General features: G+C 69.1%; 20 protein-coding genes. 1 reads left to right on the top strand and 19 read right to left on the bottom strand.

All coding sequences use genetic code 11. From position 1 onward, the window contains the following. The first annotated feature begins 84 nt into the window (after positions 1-84). Positions 85-1,152: a glycoside hydrolase family 105 protein gene (locus F0U60_RS28240; RefSeq protein ID WP_395804098.1), complete on the top strand. Its 1,068-nt coding sequence runs from the start codon at positions 85-87 to the stop codon at positions 1,150-1,152. A 61-nt stretch (positions 1,153-1,213) separates the two neighbouring features. On the opposite strand, the gene F0U60_RS28235 is transcribed toward F0U60_RS28240, so the two are convergent. The 19 genes from F0U60_RS28235 to F0U60_RS28145 are packed head-to-tail and all read right to left on the bottom strand — an operon-like array spanning position 1,214 to position 18,645. Then, positions 1,214-1,990, bottom strand: a complete 777-nt coding sequence (locus F0U60_RS28235; protein WP_395804096.1) for an adenosylcobinamide-GDP ribazoletransferase — start codon at positions 1,988-1,990, stop codon at positions 1,214-1,216. Next, positions 1,990-3,060 carry a nicotinate-nucleotide--dimethylbenzimidazole phosphoribosyltransferase gene (gene cobT / locus F0U60_RS28230; RefSeq protein ID WP_395804094.1) on the bottom strand — a complete coding sequence of 357 codons (1,071 nt, stop codon included), beginning with the start codon at positions 3,058-3,060 and terminating at the stop codon, positions 1,990-1,992. The genes F0U60_RS28235 and cobT overlap by 1 nt, the downstream gene beginning before the upstream one ends. A 17-nt stretch (positions 3,061-3,077) precedes the next feature. Continuing rightward, positions 3,078-4,556 (bottom strand): cobyric acid synthase, encoded by a 1,479-nt coding sequence (locus F0U60_RS28225; RefSeq protein WP_395804092.1) that lies wholly within the window; start codon positions 4,554-4,556, stop codon positions 3,078-3,080. Beyond that, entirely contained in the window at positions 4,553-5,605 is a 1,053-nt protein-coding gene (locus tag F0U60_RS28220) for a pyridoxal phosphate-dependent aminotransferase (protein ID WP_395804090.1), read from the bottom strand. The genes F0U60_RS28225 and F0U60_RS28220 overlap by 4 nt, the downstream gene beginning before the upstream one ends. Then, entirely contained in the window at positions 5,583-6,539 is a 957-nt protein-coding gene (cbiB, locus tag F0U60_RS28215) for an adenosylcobinamide-phosphate synthase CbiB (RefSeq protein ID WP_395804088.1), read from the bottom strand. The genes F0U60_RS28220 and cbiB overlap by 23 nt, the downstream gene beginning before the upstream one ends. Beyond that, the gene (gene cobU / locus F0U60_RS28210) at positions 6,536-7,081 is read right to left on the bottom strand and encodes a bifunctional adenosylcobinamide kinase/adenosylcobinamide-phosphate guanylyltransferase (RefSeq protein ID WP_395804086.1); all 546 of its coding nucleotides are present in this window, start codon (positions 7,079-7,081) and stop codon (positions 6,536-6,538) included. Before cobU ends, cbiB begins: the two co-directional genes overlap by 4 nt. After that, positions 7,078-7,764: an adenosylcobinamide amidohydrolase gene (locus F0U60_RS28205; RefSeq protein WP_395804084.1), complete on the bottom strand. Its 687-nt coding sequence runs from the start codon at positions 7,762-7,764 to the stop codon at positions 7,078-7,080. Before F0U60_RS28205 ends, cobU begins: the two co-directional genes overlap by 4 nt. Then, positions 7,761-9,152 carry a cobyrinate a,c-diamide synthase gene (locus F0U60_RS28200; protein ID WP_395804082.1) on the bottom strand — a complete coding sequence of 464 codons (1,392 nt, stop codon included), beginning with the start codon at positions 9,150-9,152 and terminating at the stop codon, positions 7,761-7,763. The genes F0U60_RS28205 and F0U60_RS28200 overlap by 4 nt, the downstream gene beginning before the upstream one ends. After that, complete coding sequence (gene cobO, locus F0U60_RS28195; RefSeq protein ID WP_395804080.1) at positions 9,152-9,682, bottom strand: cob(I)yrinic acid a,c-diamide adenosyltransferase; 531 nt, start codon at positions 9,680-9,682, stop codon at positions 9,152-9,154. Before cobO ends, F0U60_RS28200 begins: the two co-directional genes overlap by 1 nt. Then, on the bottom strand, positions 9,679-11,013 hold the full coding sequence (cobA, locus tag F0U60_RS28190) for a uroporphyrinogen-III C-methyltransferase (protein ID WP_395804078.1): 1,335 nt from the start codon (positions 11,011-11,013) through the stop codon (positions 9,679-9,681). The genes cobO and cobA overlap by 4 nt, the downstream gene beginning before the upstream one ends. Next, entirely contained in the window at positions 11,003-11,770 is a 768-nt protein-coding gene (cobM, locus tag F0U60_RS28185; RefSeq protein WP_395804076.1) for a precorrin-4 C(11)-methyltransferase, read from the bottom strand. The genes cobA and cobM overlap by 11 nt, the downstream gene beginning before the upstream one ends. Before the next feature lie 10 nt (positions 11,771-11,780). Further along, positions 11,781-12,176 carry a precorrin-3B C(17)-methyltransferase gene (locus F0U60_RS28180; RefSeq protein ID WP_395804074.1) on the bottom strand — a complete coding sequence of 132 codons (396 nt, stop codon included), beginning with the start codon at positions 12,174-12,176 and terminating at the stop codon, positions 11,781-11,783. 2 nt (positions 12,177-12,178) lie between these two features. Next, positions 12,179-13,012 (bottom strand): precorrin-3B C(17)-methyltransferase, encoded by an 834-nt coding sequence (gene cobJ / locus F0U60_RS28175; protein WP_395804072.1) that lies wholly within the window; start codon positions 13,010-13,012, stop codon positions 12,179-12,181. Continuing rightward, a complete protein-coding gene (locus tag F0U60_RS28170) occupies positions 13,005-14,144 on the bottom strand; it encodes a cobalt-precorrin 5A hydrolase (protein WP_395804070.1) in 1,140 nt (379 codons plus the stop codon). Before F0U60_RS28170 ends, cobJ begins: the two co-directional genes overlap by 8 nt. Next, positions 14,141-14,911, bottom strand: coding sequence for a precorrin-2 C(20)-methyltransferase (gene cobI / locus F0U60_RS28165; protein ID WP_395804068.1), 771 nt, complete (start codon positions 14,909-14,911; stop codon positions 14,141-14,143). Before cobI ends, F0U60_RS28170 begins: the two co-directional genes overlap by 4 nt. Next, positions 14,908-16,158: a precorrin-6y C5,15-methyltransferase (decarboxylating) subunit CbiE gene (cbiE, locus tag F0U60_RS28160; protein ID WP_395804066.1), complete on the bottom strand. Its 1,251-nt coding sequence runs from the start codon at positions 16,156-16,158 to the stop codon at positions 14,908-14,910. The genes cobI and cbiE overlap by 4 nt, the downstream gene beginning before the upstream one ends. After that, positions 16,155-16,799, bottom strand: coding sequence for a precorrin-8X methylmutase (locus F0U60_RS28155; RefSeq protein ID WP_395825476.1), 645 nt, complete (start codon positions 16,797-16,799; stop codon positions 16,155-16,157). Before F0U60_RS28155 ends, cbiE begins: the two co-directional genes overlap by 4 nt. Before the next feature lie 5 nt (positions 16,800-16,804). Continuing rightward, complete coding sequence (locus tag F0U60_RS28150; RefSeq protein WP_395804064.1) at positions 16,805-17,911, bottom strand: cobalt-precorrin-5B (C(1))-methyltransferase; 1,107 nt, start codon at positions 17,909-17,911, stop codon at positions 16,805-16,807. Then, positions 17,908-18,645 carry an FAD-dependent oxidoreductase gene (locus tag F0U60_RS28145; protein WP_395804062.1) on the bottom strand — a complete coding sequence of 246 codons (738 nt, stop codon included), beginning with the start codon at positions 18,643-18,645 and terminating at the stop codon, positions 17,908-17,910. The genes F0U60_RS28150 and F0U60_RS28145 overlap by 4 nt, the downstream gene beginning before the upstream one ends. Between the last annotated feature and the right edge of the window lies 1 nt (position 18,646).

The following is an 18,646-nucleotide window of genomic DNA, read 5'->3' as shown; positions in this document are numbered from 1 at the left end:
ATGGGTGTATTGAGCGCGGCCCTGGCAAGCACCTCCTGCGATCCGGACGAACCCGCCCCTCCAAGTAGCACTCCGAGCGTCGGAGTGGCACTGGCTGACTCCATCATCAAGGAGTGGCCAGACCCGGATACGATTACGACCAAGAAGTGGGAGTACACCAACGGCGTGCTCTTCGTCGGTTTTGCCCGGCTCTATGAGAAGACGCAGGACCGGCGGTACCTGGACTACATCAAGACGTGGGTGGACAAGTACGTCGACAGCAACGGGGACATTCCGTCATATCCCGCCGAACACAACCTGGACCTCATCCAGCCCGCCAACCTGTTCTTTCCGCTGTACGAGGCCACCCAGGAGCCGAAGTACAAGCTCGCGGCGACGAAGATCCGTGCCAGGTACGCCGACTTTCCGGTGAACACGGAGGGTGGGTTCTGGCACAAGACCAAATATCCCGACGAGATGTGGCTGGACGGCATCTACATGGCGGGGCCGTACATCACCCAGTACGGTGCCGAATTCGCGACGTCGGAGGAGGAGCGAACCGGGTCCTTCGATACGGTGGTCAAGCAGATCAAGCTCATCCACCAGCACACCTACAATCCCACGACGAAGCTCCACTTCCATGCATGGGATGCGGATCGGAACGTTGCGTGGGCCAATCCTGATACGGGCGTCTCCCCCATCCACTGGAATCGCAGCATGGGGTGGTTTGCGATGGCGCTGGTCGACACGCTCGAGCACCTCCCCAGCAGTCATTCGGGCTACCAGGACATCCAGGACATCTTGCGGAACGTGGCCGAGGGTTTGAAAAACACGCAGGATCCAGCGACCGGCTTGTGGTTCCAGGTGCTCGACAAGGGTGATCAGCCGGACAACTGGCTGGAAACCTCGGGCAGTGCCATGTTCGTCTACGCTCTGAAGAAGGCCGTGACTCTTGGCTACATCAGCAATGATTACGCCAGTGTGGCCCAGAAGGGGTGGGAGGGCGTGAAATCGAAAATCACCTACGGACCGGATGGGCACGTGGTGGTTCGCGACTCCGTTCAGGGCATGGGCGTCCAGGTCGACTACGCCAACTACGTCAACAAGGAGCGCGTGGAGAACCTGCCCCAAGGGATGTTCGCCGTCATGCTGGCCTCCACGGTGATGGAGTAACGGGAGCTCTGAATGCGCCCTCGGGTGTCTGGTGCTCGCCGTGGGCCAGCATGTTGAGGAGTCAGGCCGCCTCGCCGCGTGTCAGCGCCAGGACGAGCAGGAGGGCGCATTCCGCTATCTGTTGTGTGGCCCCGAGGAAGTCCCCCGTGATGCCACCCGCGCGCACCCAGAAGCGCCAGCCACACACGAGCGCGGTGAGGCCCGCTGCCGCCAGGAGCGCCCACGCCGTGGTCGTCTCCAGCCAGCCCGTCCAGAGGAGTCCGCCCATCAGCAGGACGGGGCAGGCCGTGGCCAGCATCGCCTGGGCACCGGTGATGCGCGCCACGGTCTGGCTGCGTGAGGTCGTACTGCTCGTCACGTAGGGGAGGGCGACCATCAGCCAGATGGGTGGGGTTCGTGCCAGGCACCCGGTGAGCACGAGGGCCAGGGGCGCGATTGCCTGGAGTCGCGCCAGAAGCGCGATGCGCAGCACCAGCACGACCACCAGCGCCGCCGCGCCGAAGGAGCCGATGCGACTGTCCTTGAGGATCTCGAAGAGGCGCGCACGCTCGTACGCCCCACCGAGCGCGTCCGCGGTGTCGGCCAGTCCGTCTTCGTGAAATGCACCCGTGAGCAGCATCCCCACGCCCACCACCAGTGCGGCGGCGGCAAACGGTCCCGCGCGCTCGACGGCCAGCCACACCAGGGCCAGCAGTCCTCCGAGACAGGCACCCACCAGCGGAAACCACCCCGAGGCCCACTGCCAATCGGCCGGGCTATAGGGAAAACCTCCGACGGGAATGCGGGTGTAGAAAGCAAAGGCCGCGCGGGCCCCCCGCAGCACGGGAGGAAGCTGCATCAGCCTTGCCCCCGGTCCGGGACTCCGGCTTCCTCGAAGGTGGCCATGCCCGCATGCAGTGCGCACGCGGCGTCCACCAGCGGCAGCGCTGTCAATGCGCCACTGCCTTCACCCAGTCTCAGTCCCAGGTCGAGCATCGGCCTCGCGCCGAGTGCCTCCAGGACGTGCTGGTGGCCCGCCTCTGCCGAGCGGTGGGCGAACAGCATCCACTCCCTCGCGCCCGGCGCCATCCGCTCCAGCGCCAGCATGGCCACCGAGACGATAAAGCCGTCCACCAGCACCACCTTGCGCCGCTCGATGGCTCGTGCTGCCGCTCCCACCAGGGCCGCGATGTCTCTTCCTCCGGCGGATTGGACGGCACGCTCGGGGCCAGCACCCTCGAGCCGCCGCACCGCATCGCCCACCACCTCCACCTTGCGTGCCAGGCCCGCGTTGTCCACCCCCGTGCCTCGGCCTACCACTTCCTCTGCCTTCCGCCCGAGGAGCAGGGCCGCCACCGCCGCCGCTGCCGTCGTGTTGCCGATGCCCATCTCTCCCAGCATGACAAGGCGCACGTCGTCCGGGAGTTTGTCTACCTCCTCGGCTCCCGCCGCCAGCGCACGCCGGAAGGTGGTCTCGCTCATCGCATCCTCGACCCGCAGGTCTCCCCCTGGCTCGTCCGCCACTGGGTCGCGCCGGAAGGAGATGCCCTCGTCGGGGGGTCGAGCTGGCTGTCGCAGCACGCCCACGTCGACCACGTGCAGCGGCACTCCCAGTTGCCGACACAGGACACTGGAGGCTGCGCCTCCCCGCAGGAAGTTCTCCACCATGGCCGCGGTGACGGCTGAAGGGTAGGGCGAGACGCCGTGCCGGGTGACGGCATGGTCCGCAGCGAAGAGCAGGGCCGCCGCGGGCCGGCTCCGAGGCAGCGGCGTGCCTTGCAGGGCGGCCAGCTTCACCGCGACTTCCTCCAATACACCCAGACTCCCTGGAGGCTTGGTGAGGCGGGACTGCCTTTCCCGTGCACGGTCCGCCGCCGTCTGATCCGGTGTCGGAATGTCCCAATGTCCCGGCTGCGTCTGCGTCTTCATCGCGCTCGTCCGTCCGCTCACAGCCCCACCATCCGGTCGAGATAGGCGAGGTCCAGGGCCTTCTCGAAGTGGTCGGCGAGCACCTCGTAGGGATCGGCCCGTGATGCGCCCGCCGTCACGCCGAGCTCCGTCAGCACCGCCCGCCGCACCGACTCGTTCTCGAAGAGGCCGTGCACGAGAGTGCCTGCCACCGTTCCGCCAGCCGCGACGCAGCCTTCGGTCTGCTGGCACGCCTCATTTCCGCGCCGCAACCATGTGCCGAAGGGCCGCGCCTCCGGCGCCACCGTCACTCGGCCACAATGGATTTCGTATCCCCGCACCTCCATCCCTCCGGCAGTGCGCATTCCCGGCAGTCCTTCCCCGAGTCGCACCGACACCGGCGAGGTGGCCTTCTCCTTCTCGAAGCGCGTCACCACCGGCAGCAGGCCCAGCCCCGCCACGTCCGGCTCAGGGGACTCGACACCCAGTGGATCGAGGATGCGCTCGCCCAGCATCTGGTAGCCACCGCAGATGCCTAGCACCGGCTGCCCAGCGTGCACCCGTTGCACCAGCGCTCCCGCCAGCCCGGTTCGCCTCAGCCAATGCAGATCATTCGCTGTGCACTTGGTGCCTGGAATGATGACGAGCCGCGCGCCCTCCAGCTCCTCGGGCCGCTCGCACCAGCGCACCTCCAACCCCGGTTCGCGCATCAGTGGCTCGAACTCGTCGAAGTTGGACAGGCGCGGCAGCTTCAGGATGCACACGAGCGCCCCGCCAGTCGCCTCTCCGGGCCGCAGGTCCAGTGAGTCCTCACTGGCGATGCCCGTGTCTCCCAGGTGGGGGATGACTCCGGCCACGCGGATGCCGCACTTCTTCTCGAGAAAGCTCACGCCTCCTTGGAAGAGGGAGGGGTCTCCGCGGAACTTGTTCACCACCAGGGCTTGAACTCGCGCTCGCTCGGAAGGCTCGAGCAGCTCCAGCGTGCCCACCAGCGCCGCCAGCGCTCCGCCTCGCTCGATGTCTGTGACCAGCACCACCGGGGCGTCAGCACGCTCGGCTACCCACATGTTCACGAGGTCGCGGTCCTTGAGGTTCACCTCCGCCGGGCTCCCCGCTCCCTCGATGATGACCAGATCATGGCGCTCGCGGAGGGTGTCCAAGGCCTGGCCCACCACCTCGCGCAGCTCGGGCTTGCGCCGGTGGTAGTCACGGAAGTGCATGCTCCCCAGCACCTTGCCCATCACCACCACCTGTGAGCCGGACGTCGTCTCCGGCTTGAGGAGGATGGGGTTCATCTCCGCGCACGGCACCGCCCGCGCCGCCTCCGCCTGGGCATATTGGGCGCGGCCAATCTCCGCTCCATCCGGCGTCACCGCCGAGTTGAGCGCCATGTTCTGTGACTTGAAGGGTGCCACCTTGAAGCCCCGCCGCGCGTAGATGCGGCAGAGGGCCGTCGCCAGCAGGCTCTTGCCCACGCTGGAAGCAGTGCCTTGGACCATCAGGGTACGGGCCTTCATTCGAATGTCTCCCGGATGCGCCTCCAGGCGGCGCGCAGAAGGGCGTGGTCCGACTCGAGTCTCACCCCGAGGCGGATGTGGTGGGGGAGGCCAAGGCTGGTGCAGTCGCGCACCCGAATGCCGGCCTGGACAGCGGCGGTGGCGAAGGAGCGGGCCTCGGGTACCCGGCACAGCAGGAAGGTTCCTCCGGTGGCGTCCACCTGGGCTCCGGCCTCGCTCAGGAGCTCCTGCTGCGCTCTCCGCAGCCGGCTGATCTCCGTGCGCACCGTGTCCACCTGCCCGAGGCACTCGAGCGCCACCCGGCCCGCCGCCAGCGCTGGGGCCGACACGTTCCACGGTGGGAGGGAGGCTTGCACCGCGTGCACCAGTCGAGGCTCTCCCAGCAGGTAGCCGAGCCGCAGTCCCGGCAGGGCGAACACCTTGGTGAGGGAACGCAGCACGACGATGTTGCCTTCCGGGCGCATGGGCTCCACGCCCTCGAAGAGCGGCTGGTAGGCTTCGTCCACCACCACCAGCGTCTCGGGCGCGGCCTTCGCTGCGGCTCGTACCGCCTCCAGCGGGAACACGGCGAGGCTGGGGTTGCTCGGCCGGCAGATGAAGAGGAGGGACGGCTTCTGGCGGCGGAGCGTGGCGAGCAACACCTCGAGGTCCCACTCGAAGGGCGGCCCCTTCGCGGCCAGCGTGTCCACCGTGGCTCCACTGGCGCGCACCGCCTGCGCGTACTCCCCGAAGGCGGGGGTGAGCACCAGCGCGTGACGCCCCGGGCCAGCGAAGGCGCGGGCCAGGGCCCAGATGAGCTCCACCGAGCCATTGCCCACCACCACTCCGTCGAGCGGCATCCCATGCAGCCTCGCGACAGGCTCTCGCAGGGGAAGGGCCGTGGGGTGGGGGTAACGCCGGACGTCCGCGGCACGGAAGGCCTCGAGCACCGCCAGCGGGGGCGGCAGTGGAGAGACTCCCGTGCTGAAGTCCACACACCCTGGCGCCGCGTCCCCTCCGTGCGGGGCGGGCTCCAGGTGCTGCAACTCAGGGCGAGGCAAGGGCAACACGGAATCCCTCCCCGCCGACATAGGCAGCCGTCAATGCCGCGGCTAGCAGCGAGGCCGCGACCATGAGGAAGACCGCGCGGCGGATGTCCTCCGCTCGCGGTTGGCGTCCTCCTGTTCCCAGTCTGTAGTGCCCCACCTTCTCCAACTCCACGCCCAGGCCCCCGGCCACCGCCGCCATGGGACGACCCGCGTTGGGGCTCTCGGTGGCGGAGCCGTCGCGCCACCAGGAGAGCACCGCCCGAGCCGGGGAGGCACCACACAGCGCGCATGCCAGCACGAGGAGCGCCGCGGACAGACGCGCCGGTATCAGGTTGAGCACGTCGTCCAGTCGGGCGGCGGCCTTGCCCAGCCACTCCAGCTCTCCGCGATACCCAATCATCGCGTCCAGCGTGTTCGCGGCTCGGTAGGCGAGCGCACCGGGCACTCCCGCCACCGCGTAGAAGAGCAGGGGCGCTACCACCGAGTCCGAGGTGTTCTCCGCCACGGACTCCACCGCCGCCGCCGCCAGCAGTGGAGGCTCCAGGCCCGAGGTGTCGCGCGACACGAGGCTGCGCAAGGCCAGGCGCGCCGCCGGATCATCTCCCTTGTGCAGAGCGTGGAAGACGGCCAGTCCCGCCTCGGCCAGAGCCCGGACCGCGAAGGCGCTCTTGAGCAGGTACACCTCCAGAGCGATCTGGACGAAGGGCCAAGGGGAGACGAGGTGGATCAGCGCCCAGCTTCCGAGTCCGAAGACGACGGGCCCGGTTATCGCCATTCCCAATCCGTGGAGGAACGCGGGGAGAGGCGCACGGGGTGCCAGCCGGCGCAAACGCCGCTGCAGGCGGCCCATCCACACCACGGGGTGCACTGGCGTGGGAGGCTCGCCCCAGACGAGGTCCACCACGAGCGCAAGCCCCAGCACCAGCGCCGCGTGCGTTCCTCCGTCCAGCATCATCCGGCAGCCCCCACCACCAGGTTCCCTGGCTTCAGCCGCAGCAGCAGCCCGAGCGCGCCGAAGTACACCTCGTCCGCCGCCGCAGCCAGGCGCTGGTGCGCTCCACCGCTCACGTCGCGGAAGGTGCGTCCCAGGGGCGACTCAGGGACGAGTCCCATGCCCACCTCATTGGTCACCAGAATGGTGGCGCTCCGCCGCCGCTGAAGCACGCCCACCAGTCGATCCACCTCGGCGAGGATGGCGTCTGGCTCATCGCCCCGGAGCAGGAGGTTGGACAGCCACAGCGTCACGCAGTCCACCACCGCCACGTCCGCCGTGTCCGCCTCCAGCACCTCGCACAACCGGCGTGGCTCCTCCACCGTCTCGAAGCGGCCCGTCCTCTCCTCACGGTGGCGCCGCGCGCGCTCGCGCATCTCGTCGTCGAAGGGCTCGGAGGTGGCGACGAAGGTGCGCCGCGGTCCCATCGCCTGCGCCAGCTCGAGGGCGAAGCGGCTCTTGCCGCAGCGCACGCCTCCGCCCACCAGGATGATTTTTCCGCTCACCGGATACCTCGTTCGTCCAGCCACCGGCGTACGCCTCGCGCGGTGGCCTCTCGCACCGCACCCCCCAACAGGCTGCCGAGTCGGGTGTGCTTGCCCACGTACGTCTCGCCTCCGGGCCCCTCCGGTGCCGCCACCACGATGCAGTCGGTGCCCGTTCCGGTCGCCACCCGTAGTGACCGGCGGCTGGGGACGCGTGCCTCCATGAGGGCTGCTGTCCGGGCCTCGGTCGCCAGCGCCACCGCCTCCACCAGCGCTCCCTCCGACAAGGGACGGGACAGCTGACACAGGAGGTTGATGGTACCCACGCTTCGCAGTGGCCCGGGCTCATCTCCGGCCGCCAGCGCGTTGCCTAGTCCCACGGTGGCCACGCAGCGCGCCGAGAGCGCACCGGAAGCAAGGCGCACGTCGTCGAAGGTGGACACGTCTCGCGAGGTGAGGAGGCCCACTGTCTCCTCGGACGACTCTCCGAGGCTCGCCGCGAGCAGCGCCACCGGATCTACTCCTGGGACGAGCTCGTCGTCGCGCACCTGCCGCCACACCACCGCCCGAGCGCGCCGACGGCCTCCATTGATGACGGCCCAGGAGAGGACGGCGTGCGGACGCTCGAAGCGCACCACCAGCAGTCGCCCGCCTCCCTCCAGCGAGGGCGCTTCCCCCTCCGGCGTGGCGACGGCGGCCTTCATGTCTGCTGCTCCTTGAAGGCGCGCGCGGAGCTCACGAGCCCCTCGGCAACCAGGGGATTGGAGGCCCAGTGGGCGTGGACGTAGGAGGCCAGCACGTTGGACGGGCCGAAGCCCTCGGTGTGCGTGACGCCGCCGCGACGCCGGCGGATACGCAGGGTTCCGCCTTGAGTGGGGACTCCCTCCAGCGTGGAGTAGCGGAACTGGTGCCCGCGGAAGCGCAGCCCCGCGCCACCCAGCACGGTGCGCACCGTCGTCTCCACCTCCACGTAGCCGAGCGCCTGCAGCTTGGGCGCCATCACCGCCACTCCGGGAATCAGCCCGACCATGGAGAAATCCTGGCCATCGAGCGTGCGGATGCCCTGGCTGAGGTACATCATTCCTCCGCACTCGGCGTAGATGGGACCGCCTCGCGCGGAGAAGTCGGAGATGGCGCGGCGCAGGGCGTGGTTGTCGGCCAGCTGTCGCGCATGCAGCTCCGGATAGCCGCCACCCAGATAGAGGGCATGCACATTCGGCGGAAGCGCCGTGTCCGAGAGGGGCGAGAAGGGCACGCACTCCGCACCGAGCCGCTCGAGCCGCCGCAGGTTGTCCGCGTAATAGAAATGGAAGGCAGCGTCCTGGGCCACCGCGATGCGGCAGGTGATGGGCGCTTGGCGACGTTCCTCCTCGGGTACCTCCGGCAGCGCGGGAGCTTCCCCCGCGAGGCGCAGGAAGGTGGCCGCGTCGTTCCACTCAGAGAGGAGCGCGCCCCAGGCGTCGAGGCGCTGCGTGGGGATGGCCTCTTCGGAGGCGGTGAGGAGCCCCAGGTGACGCGCGGGGAAGGTGAGCTCCTCCTGCTCGGGGAGCCCGCCCACTACCGGAACTCCCGTGCCGAGCGCCGCGCGCTGGAGCAGCTCCAGGTGGCCGCGGCTCCCCACCCGGTTGGCGAAGAGGCCCGCCACCTTCAGCTCCGAATCAAAGGCCGCCAGCCCGGTGCCGATGGCGGCGATGGTGCGCGCCATGCCCGAGGCGTCCACGACCGCGAGCACGGGCGCCGCCAGCCACTTCGCCACCTGCGCCGCCGAGCCCTCCTCGGAGTCCGGCGAGGCCCCGTCATAGAGCCCCATCACCCCTTCGATGAGGGCCACGTCGCAGCCCTGGCTGGCGTGGCGGAAGGTGGAGATGACGGCATCGCGGCCCATCAGCCAGCCGTCGAGGTTGTGGCAGGGCGCCTGGGTGGTGCGCGCGTGGTAGCTCGGGTCGAGGTAGTCCGGACCGCACTTGAAGGTGGCCACCTTCAGGCCGCGCGCCTGGAGCGCCCGGGTGAGGGCCACCATGACCGTCGTCTTGCCCACGCCGCTGGCGGTGCCCGCGACCACCAGCCGAGGAATGTGAGGAGTGCCGTCCATCAGAAGTCGAGCCCCACCTGGGCGGGAATGCCCTTCTCGTAAGGATGGCGCACGCACTTCATCTCGGTGACGAGCTCCGCGACGGCCAGCAGGGGCTCAGGCGCGGAGCGGCCGGTGACGATGACATGCACGTGGGAGGGACGTGCCGCCAGCGCCTCCAGCACCTCCTCCACGGGGACGAAGCCGTAGTTGATGACGTACGTCAGCTCATCGAGCACCACCACCTCGTGCTCGCCGCTCGAGATCAGACGCCGGGCCTCGGCCCACGCCTCCTGGGCGGCCCGCTTGTCCCGGGAGATGTCCTCGCTCTCCCAGGTGAAGCCCCGGCCCATGGTGAGGAAGACGAGGCCCGGCAGCGTCTCCGCGAAGGTGCGCTCGCCCGTCTTCCACTTGCCCTTGATGAACTGCACCACCGCGGGCTTCATGCCCCGGCCCAGCGCACGGAACACCACTCCGAGCGCGGCGGTGGTCTTCCCCTTGCCATCTCCCGTGTAGACAACCAGCAATCCCTTGGGTGTCTTCGAGCTCATGTCTCACTCCCGTGTGCTCGCCGCTCGAACCAGGCGAGGCGCTCGCGCAGCCGCACCACGTCGCCCACCACCACCAGGGCCGGCGGTCCCAGCGCGTTGCGCTCCCGCACCTGCGCGGCGAGCGTTTCCAGCGTGCCCACCAACACGACCTGCTCGGGCGTGGTGGCCGAGGCGATGTAGGCCGCGGGGGTCTGGGGGTTGCGCCCGCACTCCACCAGCCGGGCCAGGTTGGCCTCCAGCTTCCGCGTGGCCATGAAGAGCACCAGCGTGCCTCCGGCCGCGCCCAGCTTCTCCCAGCAGGTGTGGCTCCGAGGCCCCTCGATGTCGTGCCCGGTGACAAAGGACACGTCGGAGGCGTGCTCCCGGTGCGTGAGCGGGATGCCGGCATAGGCCGCGGCCCCGAGCGCGGACGAGACGCCTGGAACCACCTCGTAGGAGATGCCTGCCTCGAGCAGCTCCTCCGCCTCCTCGCCGCCTCGGCCGAAGATGAACGGATCTCCCTGCTTCAGCCGCACCACATGCCGCCCGGCGCGAGCCTGCTCGAGCACCGCCGGGTGCAGCCGATAGCCGGCCTGGGTGGCGCCCTGGTTGCGGTGGCCCACGAGGATGCGCTCCGCCTGGGGGCCGATCTCCGCGAGGACCGCGGGAGGAATGAGGGCGTCATAGGCCACCACTTCCGCCTGTTGCAGCAGCGTTCTCGCGCGCACGGTGAGCAGCCCCGGATCTCCCGGCCCCGCGCCGACCAGGGACACGAAGCCACCCCGGTCCTTGCCTGGCGAGCGCCCAAGGGTCTCCTCGCAGAAGCGCACCCGCTCCTCCAGCGTGGTGCAGGAGTCCGGAATGAAGTGCAACCGCGAGGCGGGGACGGAGCGGCGCAGGAGCGACTCGAGGACGAGCTGGTAGCGCAGCTCGTCCATGGGACTGTCTCCGCGGACTCCGTCCCGCTCGTAGGGGAGGGCGCCCCAGGGGAGGACGAAGACAGCGTCGTAGTGCGCCACGAGGGCCGGCGATTGGAAGAAGTCCGGGAAGAGCTCCGCGCACCCGTGCTGGAGTGCATAGGCAGCGAAGTCCGCGGTGCAGTTGTCCGCCACGAAGCCCTCGCGCCGCTCCTCCTCGCGCGCCCGGCGCGTGGACCATAGCTCCCGGAGGGCGTTTGCACGCTCAGGCATGGGCAGCTCTTCCAGACGCTTCCCGGTGCGCGTGATGAGCTCCCGCATCTCCTCGGGGACGACAGGCAGCCCGAGGCGGAGGCTCAGCGCGTGCACCAGCGTCGTCTTCCCCACGCTGGCCGAGCCGGTGATGGCAATGCGCCGCGGACGCTCAGCTTGCATTGTCCGTCCCCCTGCGGAAGCGGTGGGTGAAGGTCGGGTCGTACAGGCGCGAGTTGGCGAAGTCCTTCGCCTCCAGCACCTCGCCCACCAGGATCATCGCGGTCGCGTTGATGCGCTCGGCGCGTACCTTGTCACCGATGTCCGCCAGGGTGCCGCGCACGATCTTCTGATCCGGCCAGGTGGCCTTCTGCACTACGGCCACCGGGCAGTCCGGCCCATACGAGGGCAGCAGCCGCTCCACCACGTCGCGGATGAGCCCCGCGCTGAGGAAGAGCGCCAGGGTGGCACGGTGGCGCGCCAGGTCCTCCAGCTTCTCTCCCTCCGGCATGAGGGTACGTCCCTCGGCTCGGGTGACGATGACCGTCTGCGACAGCTCCGGCAGCGTCAGCTCCTTGCCCAGCACCGCGGCTGCGGCGGTGAAGGAGGAGACGCCCGGGATGATCTCGTAGTCGATACCGAGCTCCTGGAGCCTGCGGATCTGCTCGGCGGTGGAGCCGAAGATGGAGGGATCTCCCGTGTGCACGCGGGCCACGTCGTGATCCGCCGCCTGCGCCTCCTTGAAGATGTCGATGATCTGATCGAGCGTCATCGACGACGAGTCGAGCACACGGGCCCCCGGGCGGGCGCGGGCGATGACGGCCTGCGGAACCAGCGAGCCGGTGTAGAGCACCACGGGGCACTGCTCGACGAGCTCCGCGCCGCGCACGGTGATGAGCTTCGGATCTCCAGGTCCCGCACCGATGATGTAGACCTTCATTGTCTTCTCCTCAGGAGCAGCGCAGGACGGAGTCGCGCACCAACTCCCAGACGTGTCCGGGGACCTGCGCCAGCCAACGAGCGTTCGTCTCCGGACGGGCCTCGTGCTCGGTGACGAGCCGCCACAGCCGCTCCGACACCGAGCCGTTGCGGCGGATGACCAGCCGTTCGAACAGCAACTGCGCCAGGGCCTCGCCCTCGAGGTCCACCACCAACAGCGGCGGAGTCACCTCCACCGGGCGCACCGGCGAGAGGCGCACGAAGGGCAGCTCCGCCCCGGGAACTTGAGCAGGGGGCTCGAAGCCCGCCTTCGCCCAGTCACACGGCTCCTTGAGATCTCCCACCAGGAAGAAGGCTCCCTCGGTGGAGGCGAGCAGCGCTCCAGCCAGACGTCCCACGCGTGCCATGACTAGAGCTCCTCCTTCTGGTTCTGGAGAACGAGCGAGCGGCCCGGCATCTGTCCCGGCAGCACGTCTCCCTCCAGGGTGTACTTCCGCGTGTAGCCTCGGGGCGTCACCATGTAGCCCTCGAAGAGGAAGGTGTTCGAGTTGCCCACGATGACGGTGGTGAGCATGCCGATCTCGTAGTCCAGGAAGTGATCGAGGTCGGTCATCACCACCTTCTCCGCCTCGCGGTAGGCGCCCTTTACCAGCGCCACCGGGGTGGTGCCCTCGCGGTAGCGACGGATGATGGAGTGGGCCTCGACGATCTGTCGGGTGCGCCGTCCACTGGCGGGGTTGTAGAGCGAGATGACGAAGTCGGCCGATGCCGCCGCGTCGATGCGTTTGGCGATGACGGGCCAGGGGGTGAGCAGGTCCGACAGGGAGATGGTGCAGCTGTCGTGGACCAGCGGCGCCCCCACGCGTGACGCGCAGGAGTTGGCCGCGGTAATGCCGGGGATCAGCCGGAGGGTGGGGTCATCCCCGCGCTTCCAACCCATGTCCCGCAGCACCTCGAAGACGAGCCCCGCCATGCCGTAGACGCCCGCATCTCCCGAGGAGATGAGCGCCACGTTGGCGCCAGCCTTCGCGCGCTCAACCGCCGAGCGGGCCCGGCCAATCTCCTCCGTCATGCCCGTCTGCACCACCTCCTTGCCTTCGATCAGGTGGCGCACGAGCTTGACGTAGGTGCGGTAGCCCACCACGACCTGGGCCTCGCGGATGGCCTCCAGGGCGGCGGGGGTTGCGTGAGCGCCATCGCCAGGACCGATTCCGACGAGGGACAGGACTCCTCCGCTAGACATGGACGGACTCCTTTCGGGGAGAGTGGGGGATGCGCGCGACGGCGAACGTCATGGAGCGTCCGGCGCCGGGCTCGGTGTAGATCTGCTTGCGCACGAGCAGCTCGGTGGCTCCGGAGGCGAGCAGTGCCGACGGCTCGGCGACGCCTCGCGTGCCCACGTGCTTCTTCACCGTCTCCGATGGAGTCGGGACGGGGACAGCATCCAGCTCGGCGGCCGTGTACGTCTGGAGTTCCCAGTCGTATTTCTTGCACAGCGCCAGCAGCGCCGGCTCGTCCGCCTTCAAGTCCACGGTGGCCACGGTCTTCACCGAGGCGGGGGACAGGAGCGCCTGGGCGAGCAGTTGGGTCACGCCCCGCTCAACCAGCTCCTCCGGAGTGCCACGGTCGCAGCCGATCCCCAGCACGAGGCTGCGGGGCCGGTAGATGACCGAGTTCTCCCAGTGGGCGCGGTGGGTCTCGCGGATGTCCCGATCGGTGGCGATGAGGAGGATCTCCCACGCCTTCGGGTCCACCCCCTCGAGGCTCCGCGCATACCGCACGCCCGGAGGCAGCGGCTTGTCCTCCGGCCACCAGGTGGGCTCGCCCGCTTCCTGGACGAAGAGCACCGGGGTCTCGTTCACCACGGCGGCACAGCCGCGCGTGACGTTGCGCTCCAGGTCATCCAACCGCCAACCGAGCTCCCGCCCGAGGATGTCCACCGTGAGGGTGCCCCGTACATCCGAGGCGGTGGTGACCACGGGAGTGGAGCCGAGCACGCCGGCCACCCGCTCGGTGAAGGCATTGCCCCGGCCCACGTGTCCCGACAGCACGCAGATGGAGAAGCGGGCGGCGTCGTCGACGCACACCACGGCCGGGTCCACCTTCTTGTCCTCGAGCAGCGGCGCGATCATCCGCACCACCGCGCCCACACTGATGATGAAGACGTGGCAGTCGTAGGCGGTGAAGGTGCGCGACAGGGTGGGACCCATGGGCAGCTTCATGGACAGGGCGCCGGCGGGAGCCTTGGCCATGAGCTTCTCGGAGACGTAGAGCTCCGCGCCGGGCAGCCCCGCGAGGAGCCGCTCGGCGATGCCCAACCCGTGCAGGGTGATGGCGTAGACGGCGTAGGGCTTGCGGGCCGGGGGGAGACTCACCGTGTCACCTCCTCCGTCTGGGTCTGGGCGAAGCGGCCGGCGAGCACGCCACTGCGATCCTTCTTCGCCACCATCACCATGGAGAAGTAGTCGCACTTGTCGTTGCGGATGCTGCGCAGGTCGCGAACCACCTTCTCCTGGCCGGTGGAGGCGCGAGACACGTAGACGGCGCGATCGAGCAGCCCCTCGCGCTCGAGCGCCTCCACCACCTGCGCCATGACCGAGCTGACCTTCATCAGCAGCACGGTGTCGAAGTCGCGTAGCACGCGGGTGAGGTCCTCCACGCCGTAGGTGGCCGGCAGGACGGCGATGCGCTCCTGGCCATCCGCCACCGGTACCTGCACCGCCGCGGGCACGGCGGTAATCGAGGAGACCGCGGGCACCACCTCGGTGCGCGTCCCAGGGAAGCGGTTGGGAACCTCCGCCAGGAGGTAGATGAAGGTGCTGTAGACGAGCGGATCTCCTTCGGTGATGAAGGCCACCGTCTTGCCCGCCGCCAGCCGCGGGGCCAGCTGCGCGTACGCTTCCTCCCAGGCGGGCCGCAGCCGCTCCGGATCCTTCGTCATCGGGAAGGTGAGGAAGAGGCGCTCCTGCCCGGGCACCTCGCCCACGTTCTCCTTGGCGATGCGCCAGGCGAGCGACTCGTCGTAGACCGAGCGTCGGGGAATGGCGATGACGTCCGCCTTCCGGAGCGTGTTCACCGCCCGGAGCGTCATCAGATCGGGCGCTCCCGGTCCCACACCCACGCCAATCAACAGGCCACTCATGACTCGTCTCCCTTTGCCGCCGCCGGCCGGGTGGCCGCGAAGATGTGGATGGGGTTCTGCGCCTCGTACCGGAGGTAGTGCGCGAGCGGCTCACCGCGTGACACGTTGAGCAGCGTCACTTCCGGCGTCACACCGTGAGCCTTGAGGGCCGAGTAGGCCTCGGCCACGTTGTCCAGGGTGATGGCGTTGACCACCAGCCGGCCTCCCTCGCGCAGGCGCGAGAAGGCCACGTCGATGATGTCGCGCATGCTGCCCTTGCTGCCGCCGACGAAGATGGCGTCCGGGGCTTCCAGCCCCTCGAGCGCCTCCGGAGCGCGCCCTGCGATGACACGCAGGTTGTCCACGCCGTGGGAGAGCGCGTTCTCCTTGCACAGGGCCACGCCCTCCGGGTCCACCTCGATGGCGTAGACGCGGCCCCTCGGGGCGAGCAGCGCCGCCTCGATGCCCACCGAGCCCGAGCCCGCGCCGATGTCCCACACCACGCTGTCGTGCCGGATTTCCAGTTGCGCCAGGGACAGCAGACGCACCTCGCGCTTGGTGATGAGGCCCTTCTTGGGCATGCGCTTGGCGAAGGAGTCCTCGTGGAGGAAGGACAGACGAGGGGGAGGGCGCCAGCTCGGATCCGTTCGCACGAGCACGAGCACGTTGAGGGGCCCGATGTCCGTGCACTCCGCGAGCGCCTCCAGCGAGAAAGGCCGGACGCGTTCCTCCGGATTGCCGAGGCTCTCGCAGACCCAGGCCGTGAAGCCGCGCTCGCCGTACTCCAGAAGGTGGCGCGCCAGCACGGGAGGCGTGTTCTCTCCGTCGGTGAGGAGGGCCACCTTGGACAGCAGACGCAGCCGCGTGCACAGCCCTTCGCGCGGACGGCCGTGCACGGAGATGATCTCAGCATCGTCCCACGACACGCCGATGCGGCCGAAGGCGAGCTGCACCGATGAGGGGTGGGGAATGAACTCCACGTGCTCGGCGCCCACCTTGCGAGCCACCTGCGCGCCGATGCCGAAGAAGAGCGGATCCCCCGAGGCGAGCACGCACACCTGGTTCTCATGGGCGAGCTCGGCCACCCGCTCCAACGTCGGGCCGATGCCCGCGCTGAACGAGAGGCGCTCTCCGGAGAACTGGGGGAAGAACTCCAGGTGACGCTTGCCGCCGACCAGCACCTGGGCTTGCGCCACCGCGTTGGCCGCGCGTGCCGACAGGCCGAGGCAGCCGTCGTCTCCGATGCCCACCACCACCACCGGCTTCATGCCTTCTCCCCGTCGGCGCTGAGCATCAGCAGCGCGTGGATGATGGACACGGCGATGGTGCTGCCTCCCTTGCGGCCCCGCACCGCGATGTACGGCACCGGCAGCTCGAGCACAGCCTCCTTCGACTCCGCCGCCGATACGAAGCCCACTGGCACGCCGATCACCAGCGCCGGGCGGGCTCCCTCCTCACGCACCAGCCGCGCCACCTCCAGGAGTGCCGTGGGCGCGTTGCCCACCGCCACGATGGCTCCGTTCAGCAGCCCCAGCTTGTGCGCCTTGCGCATGGACTCGATGGCGCGAGTGGAGCCCGCCTCGCGGGCTGTGGCGATGACGTCCTCGTCGGAGATGAAGCAGTACGTCCGGCAGCCGTAAGCGGCGAGCCGATCCTCGTTGAGGCCCGCGAGGATCATCTTCACGTCGGCCAACACCGGGCTGCCGTCACGCAGGGCGCGGATGCCGTCGGTGATGGCATTGGGGGAGAAGCGGACCAGCTCCTTGAACTCGAAGTCCGCGGTGGCATGGATGACGCGCCGCACCACCTGCCACTCCCCGGGCGAGTAGGAGTGCGGACCGGCCTCGTTGTCGATGATGGAAAAGCTCTCGTCTTCGATGCGACGTCCGAGCGTCGTCATCTGCCGCATGTCATTCACGCTGCGTGTCTCCTCTCCGGGTACTGCCCGAGCAGGGTGCCGTTGAAGTCAACGAGGGTGGCGTGGATCTCGAGCGGGCCACCCGCGTGACGGGTGAGCTGCTCGACGACGCGCTGGCACACCAGCCCGGTGATGTGGGTGAGGCCGTTGGCCGCGCACAGCTCGAGCACGTGGCGGGCGGTGTTGGCGGTCCGGATGTCAGCCACCAGCTTCTCCGAGGCTCCGGCCTCAGCGGCCAGGTTGGCCAGCAGCTCCATGTTCACTTCAGAGCCGGCCGCATGTGTCTGCATGCGCCCATCGGCCATCTTGGACAGCTTGCCCATCATGCCCACCACGTCGACGCGGGTCGCCTGGCGCCGAGCCGCATGACGGATGGCCACGCCGATGAAGTCACCCACCTGGATGAAGCACTCCTCGGACAGGTGGGGCAGCAAGCCCATGGCGTACTTCTCCGACTTGCCGCCAGTGGTGAAGACGAGCTCGGTGTTGCCGCGCGCCCGAGCCACGTCGATGGCCTGCACCACGCTCGCCTTGTAGGCGGCGGTGGAGTAGGGCCGGACGATGCCGCTCGTCCCCAAGATGGAGATGCCGCCGATGATGCCCAGGCGTGCGTTGAGCGTCTCCTTTGCCATCTCCTCGCCGCGGGGGACGTGGATGGTGACGATGGCGCCCCGCCCCTCGGGCAGCTCCTCCTCCACCATCTCGGTGATGTTGCGGCGAGGCACCGGGTTGATGGCCGGGCTGCCCACCTCCAGGCCCAGCCCATCCTTGGTGACGAGGCCCACGCCCTCGCCTCGCTCGAGCACCACCCGCCCGTCGTCCGTCAGCCGCACCTCGGCGATCAGCTCGGCGCCGTGGGTGCAGTCCGGGTCGTCTCCTGCGTCCTTGATGATGCCGCAGCGCACCTTCTCCCCGTCCCACTCGCAGCGGTGCAGGGCGAACGTCACCTGCTGCCGGTTGGGCAGCGTCGTCTCCACATGGGTGAGACACTCGCCGCGCACCAGCACGCGCGTGGCCGCCTTGGCAGCCGCGGCGGCACAGGCTCCGGTGGTGAAGCCGGTGCGTGTGCCTCGCTTGTCACGGGCAGGAGGCGCGTCGCTCATGCTGCTGCCTTCCGAGCGGGGTTGTTGAAGAAGGACTCCAGCCGGATGGAACCTGCCTCCAGCCCGGACTCCACCAGCGCCTGCTTGAGCGGGTGCAGCACCGCTCCATCTCCGGCGAGGTACACACGCTCGGGCCCATGGGCTCGCGCGGCTTCCTGGACCAGCGCGAGCGCTCGTGCGGTGCGCTCCGGATGGCCCGGCGGCGGGCAGTCGTGGTGCTGGAAGTGGCAGCCCAGCGTCTCCACCTCCTCACGAACCTTCTCGGAGGGCAGGAACACCGTGGACGACTCGGAGAACCACAGCACCCGCGTCCGCGTCCGCTGCGGCGCGAAGGCTCGGCCGTGCAGCAGCCCCAGCGCGGCGGTGATGCCGCTGTCGGTGGCTACCACGAGCGTGTTCCGAGGCGTGGAGTCGTCCGGGAGGAAGCTGCCCCAGGGCCCGCTGAACGGCAGCTCCGTGCCTACCGGAGCGTCGTGGAGCATCGCCGAGCCAGGCCCCTGGGCCAGCCGGTAGACACAGATGCGGAAGGTGCGCTGATCCGCGTCGCTCGACACCACCGAGTACGCGCGCTTGTGCGCCTTGCCGTCGGCCCGCGGCACGCCGGTGTTGAAGATGAGGTACTGGCCTCCGGTGAAGCCGAGCTCGTCCTCGCCCTGCAGTTGCAGTTCGAGGAGTCGCCCGCGCTCGCCCACGGGCACGGAAGACAGGATTCGCGCGGTGCGGGAGACGGCCATG

Source organism: Archangium minus (genome assembly GCF_044360475.1).
GTDB lineage: Bacteria > Myxococcota > Myxococcia > Myxococcales > Myxococcaceae > Archangium > Archangium minus.
This window is presented reverse-complemented; position numbering and strand designations above follow the sequence as displayed.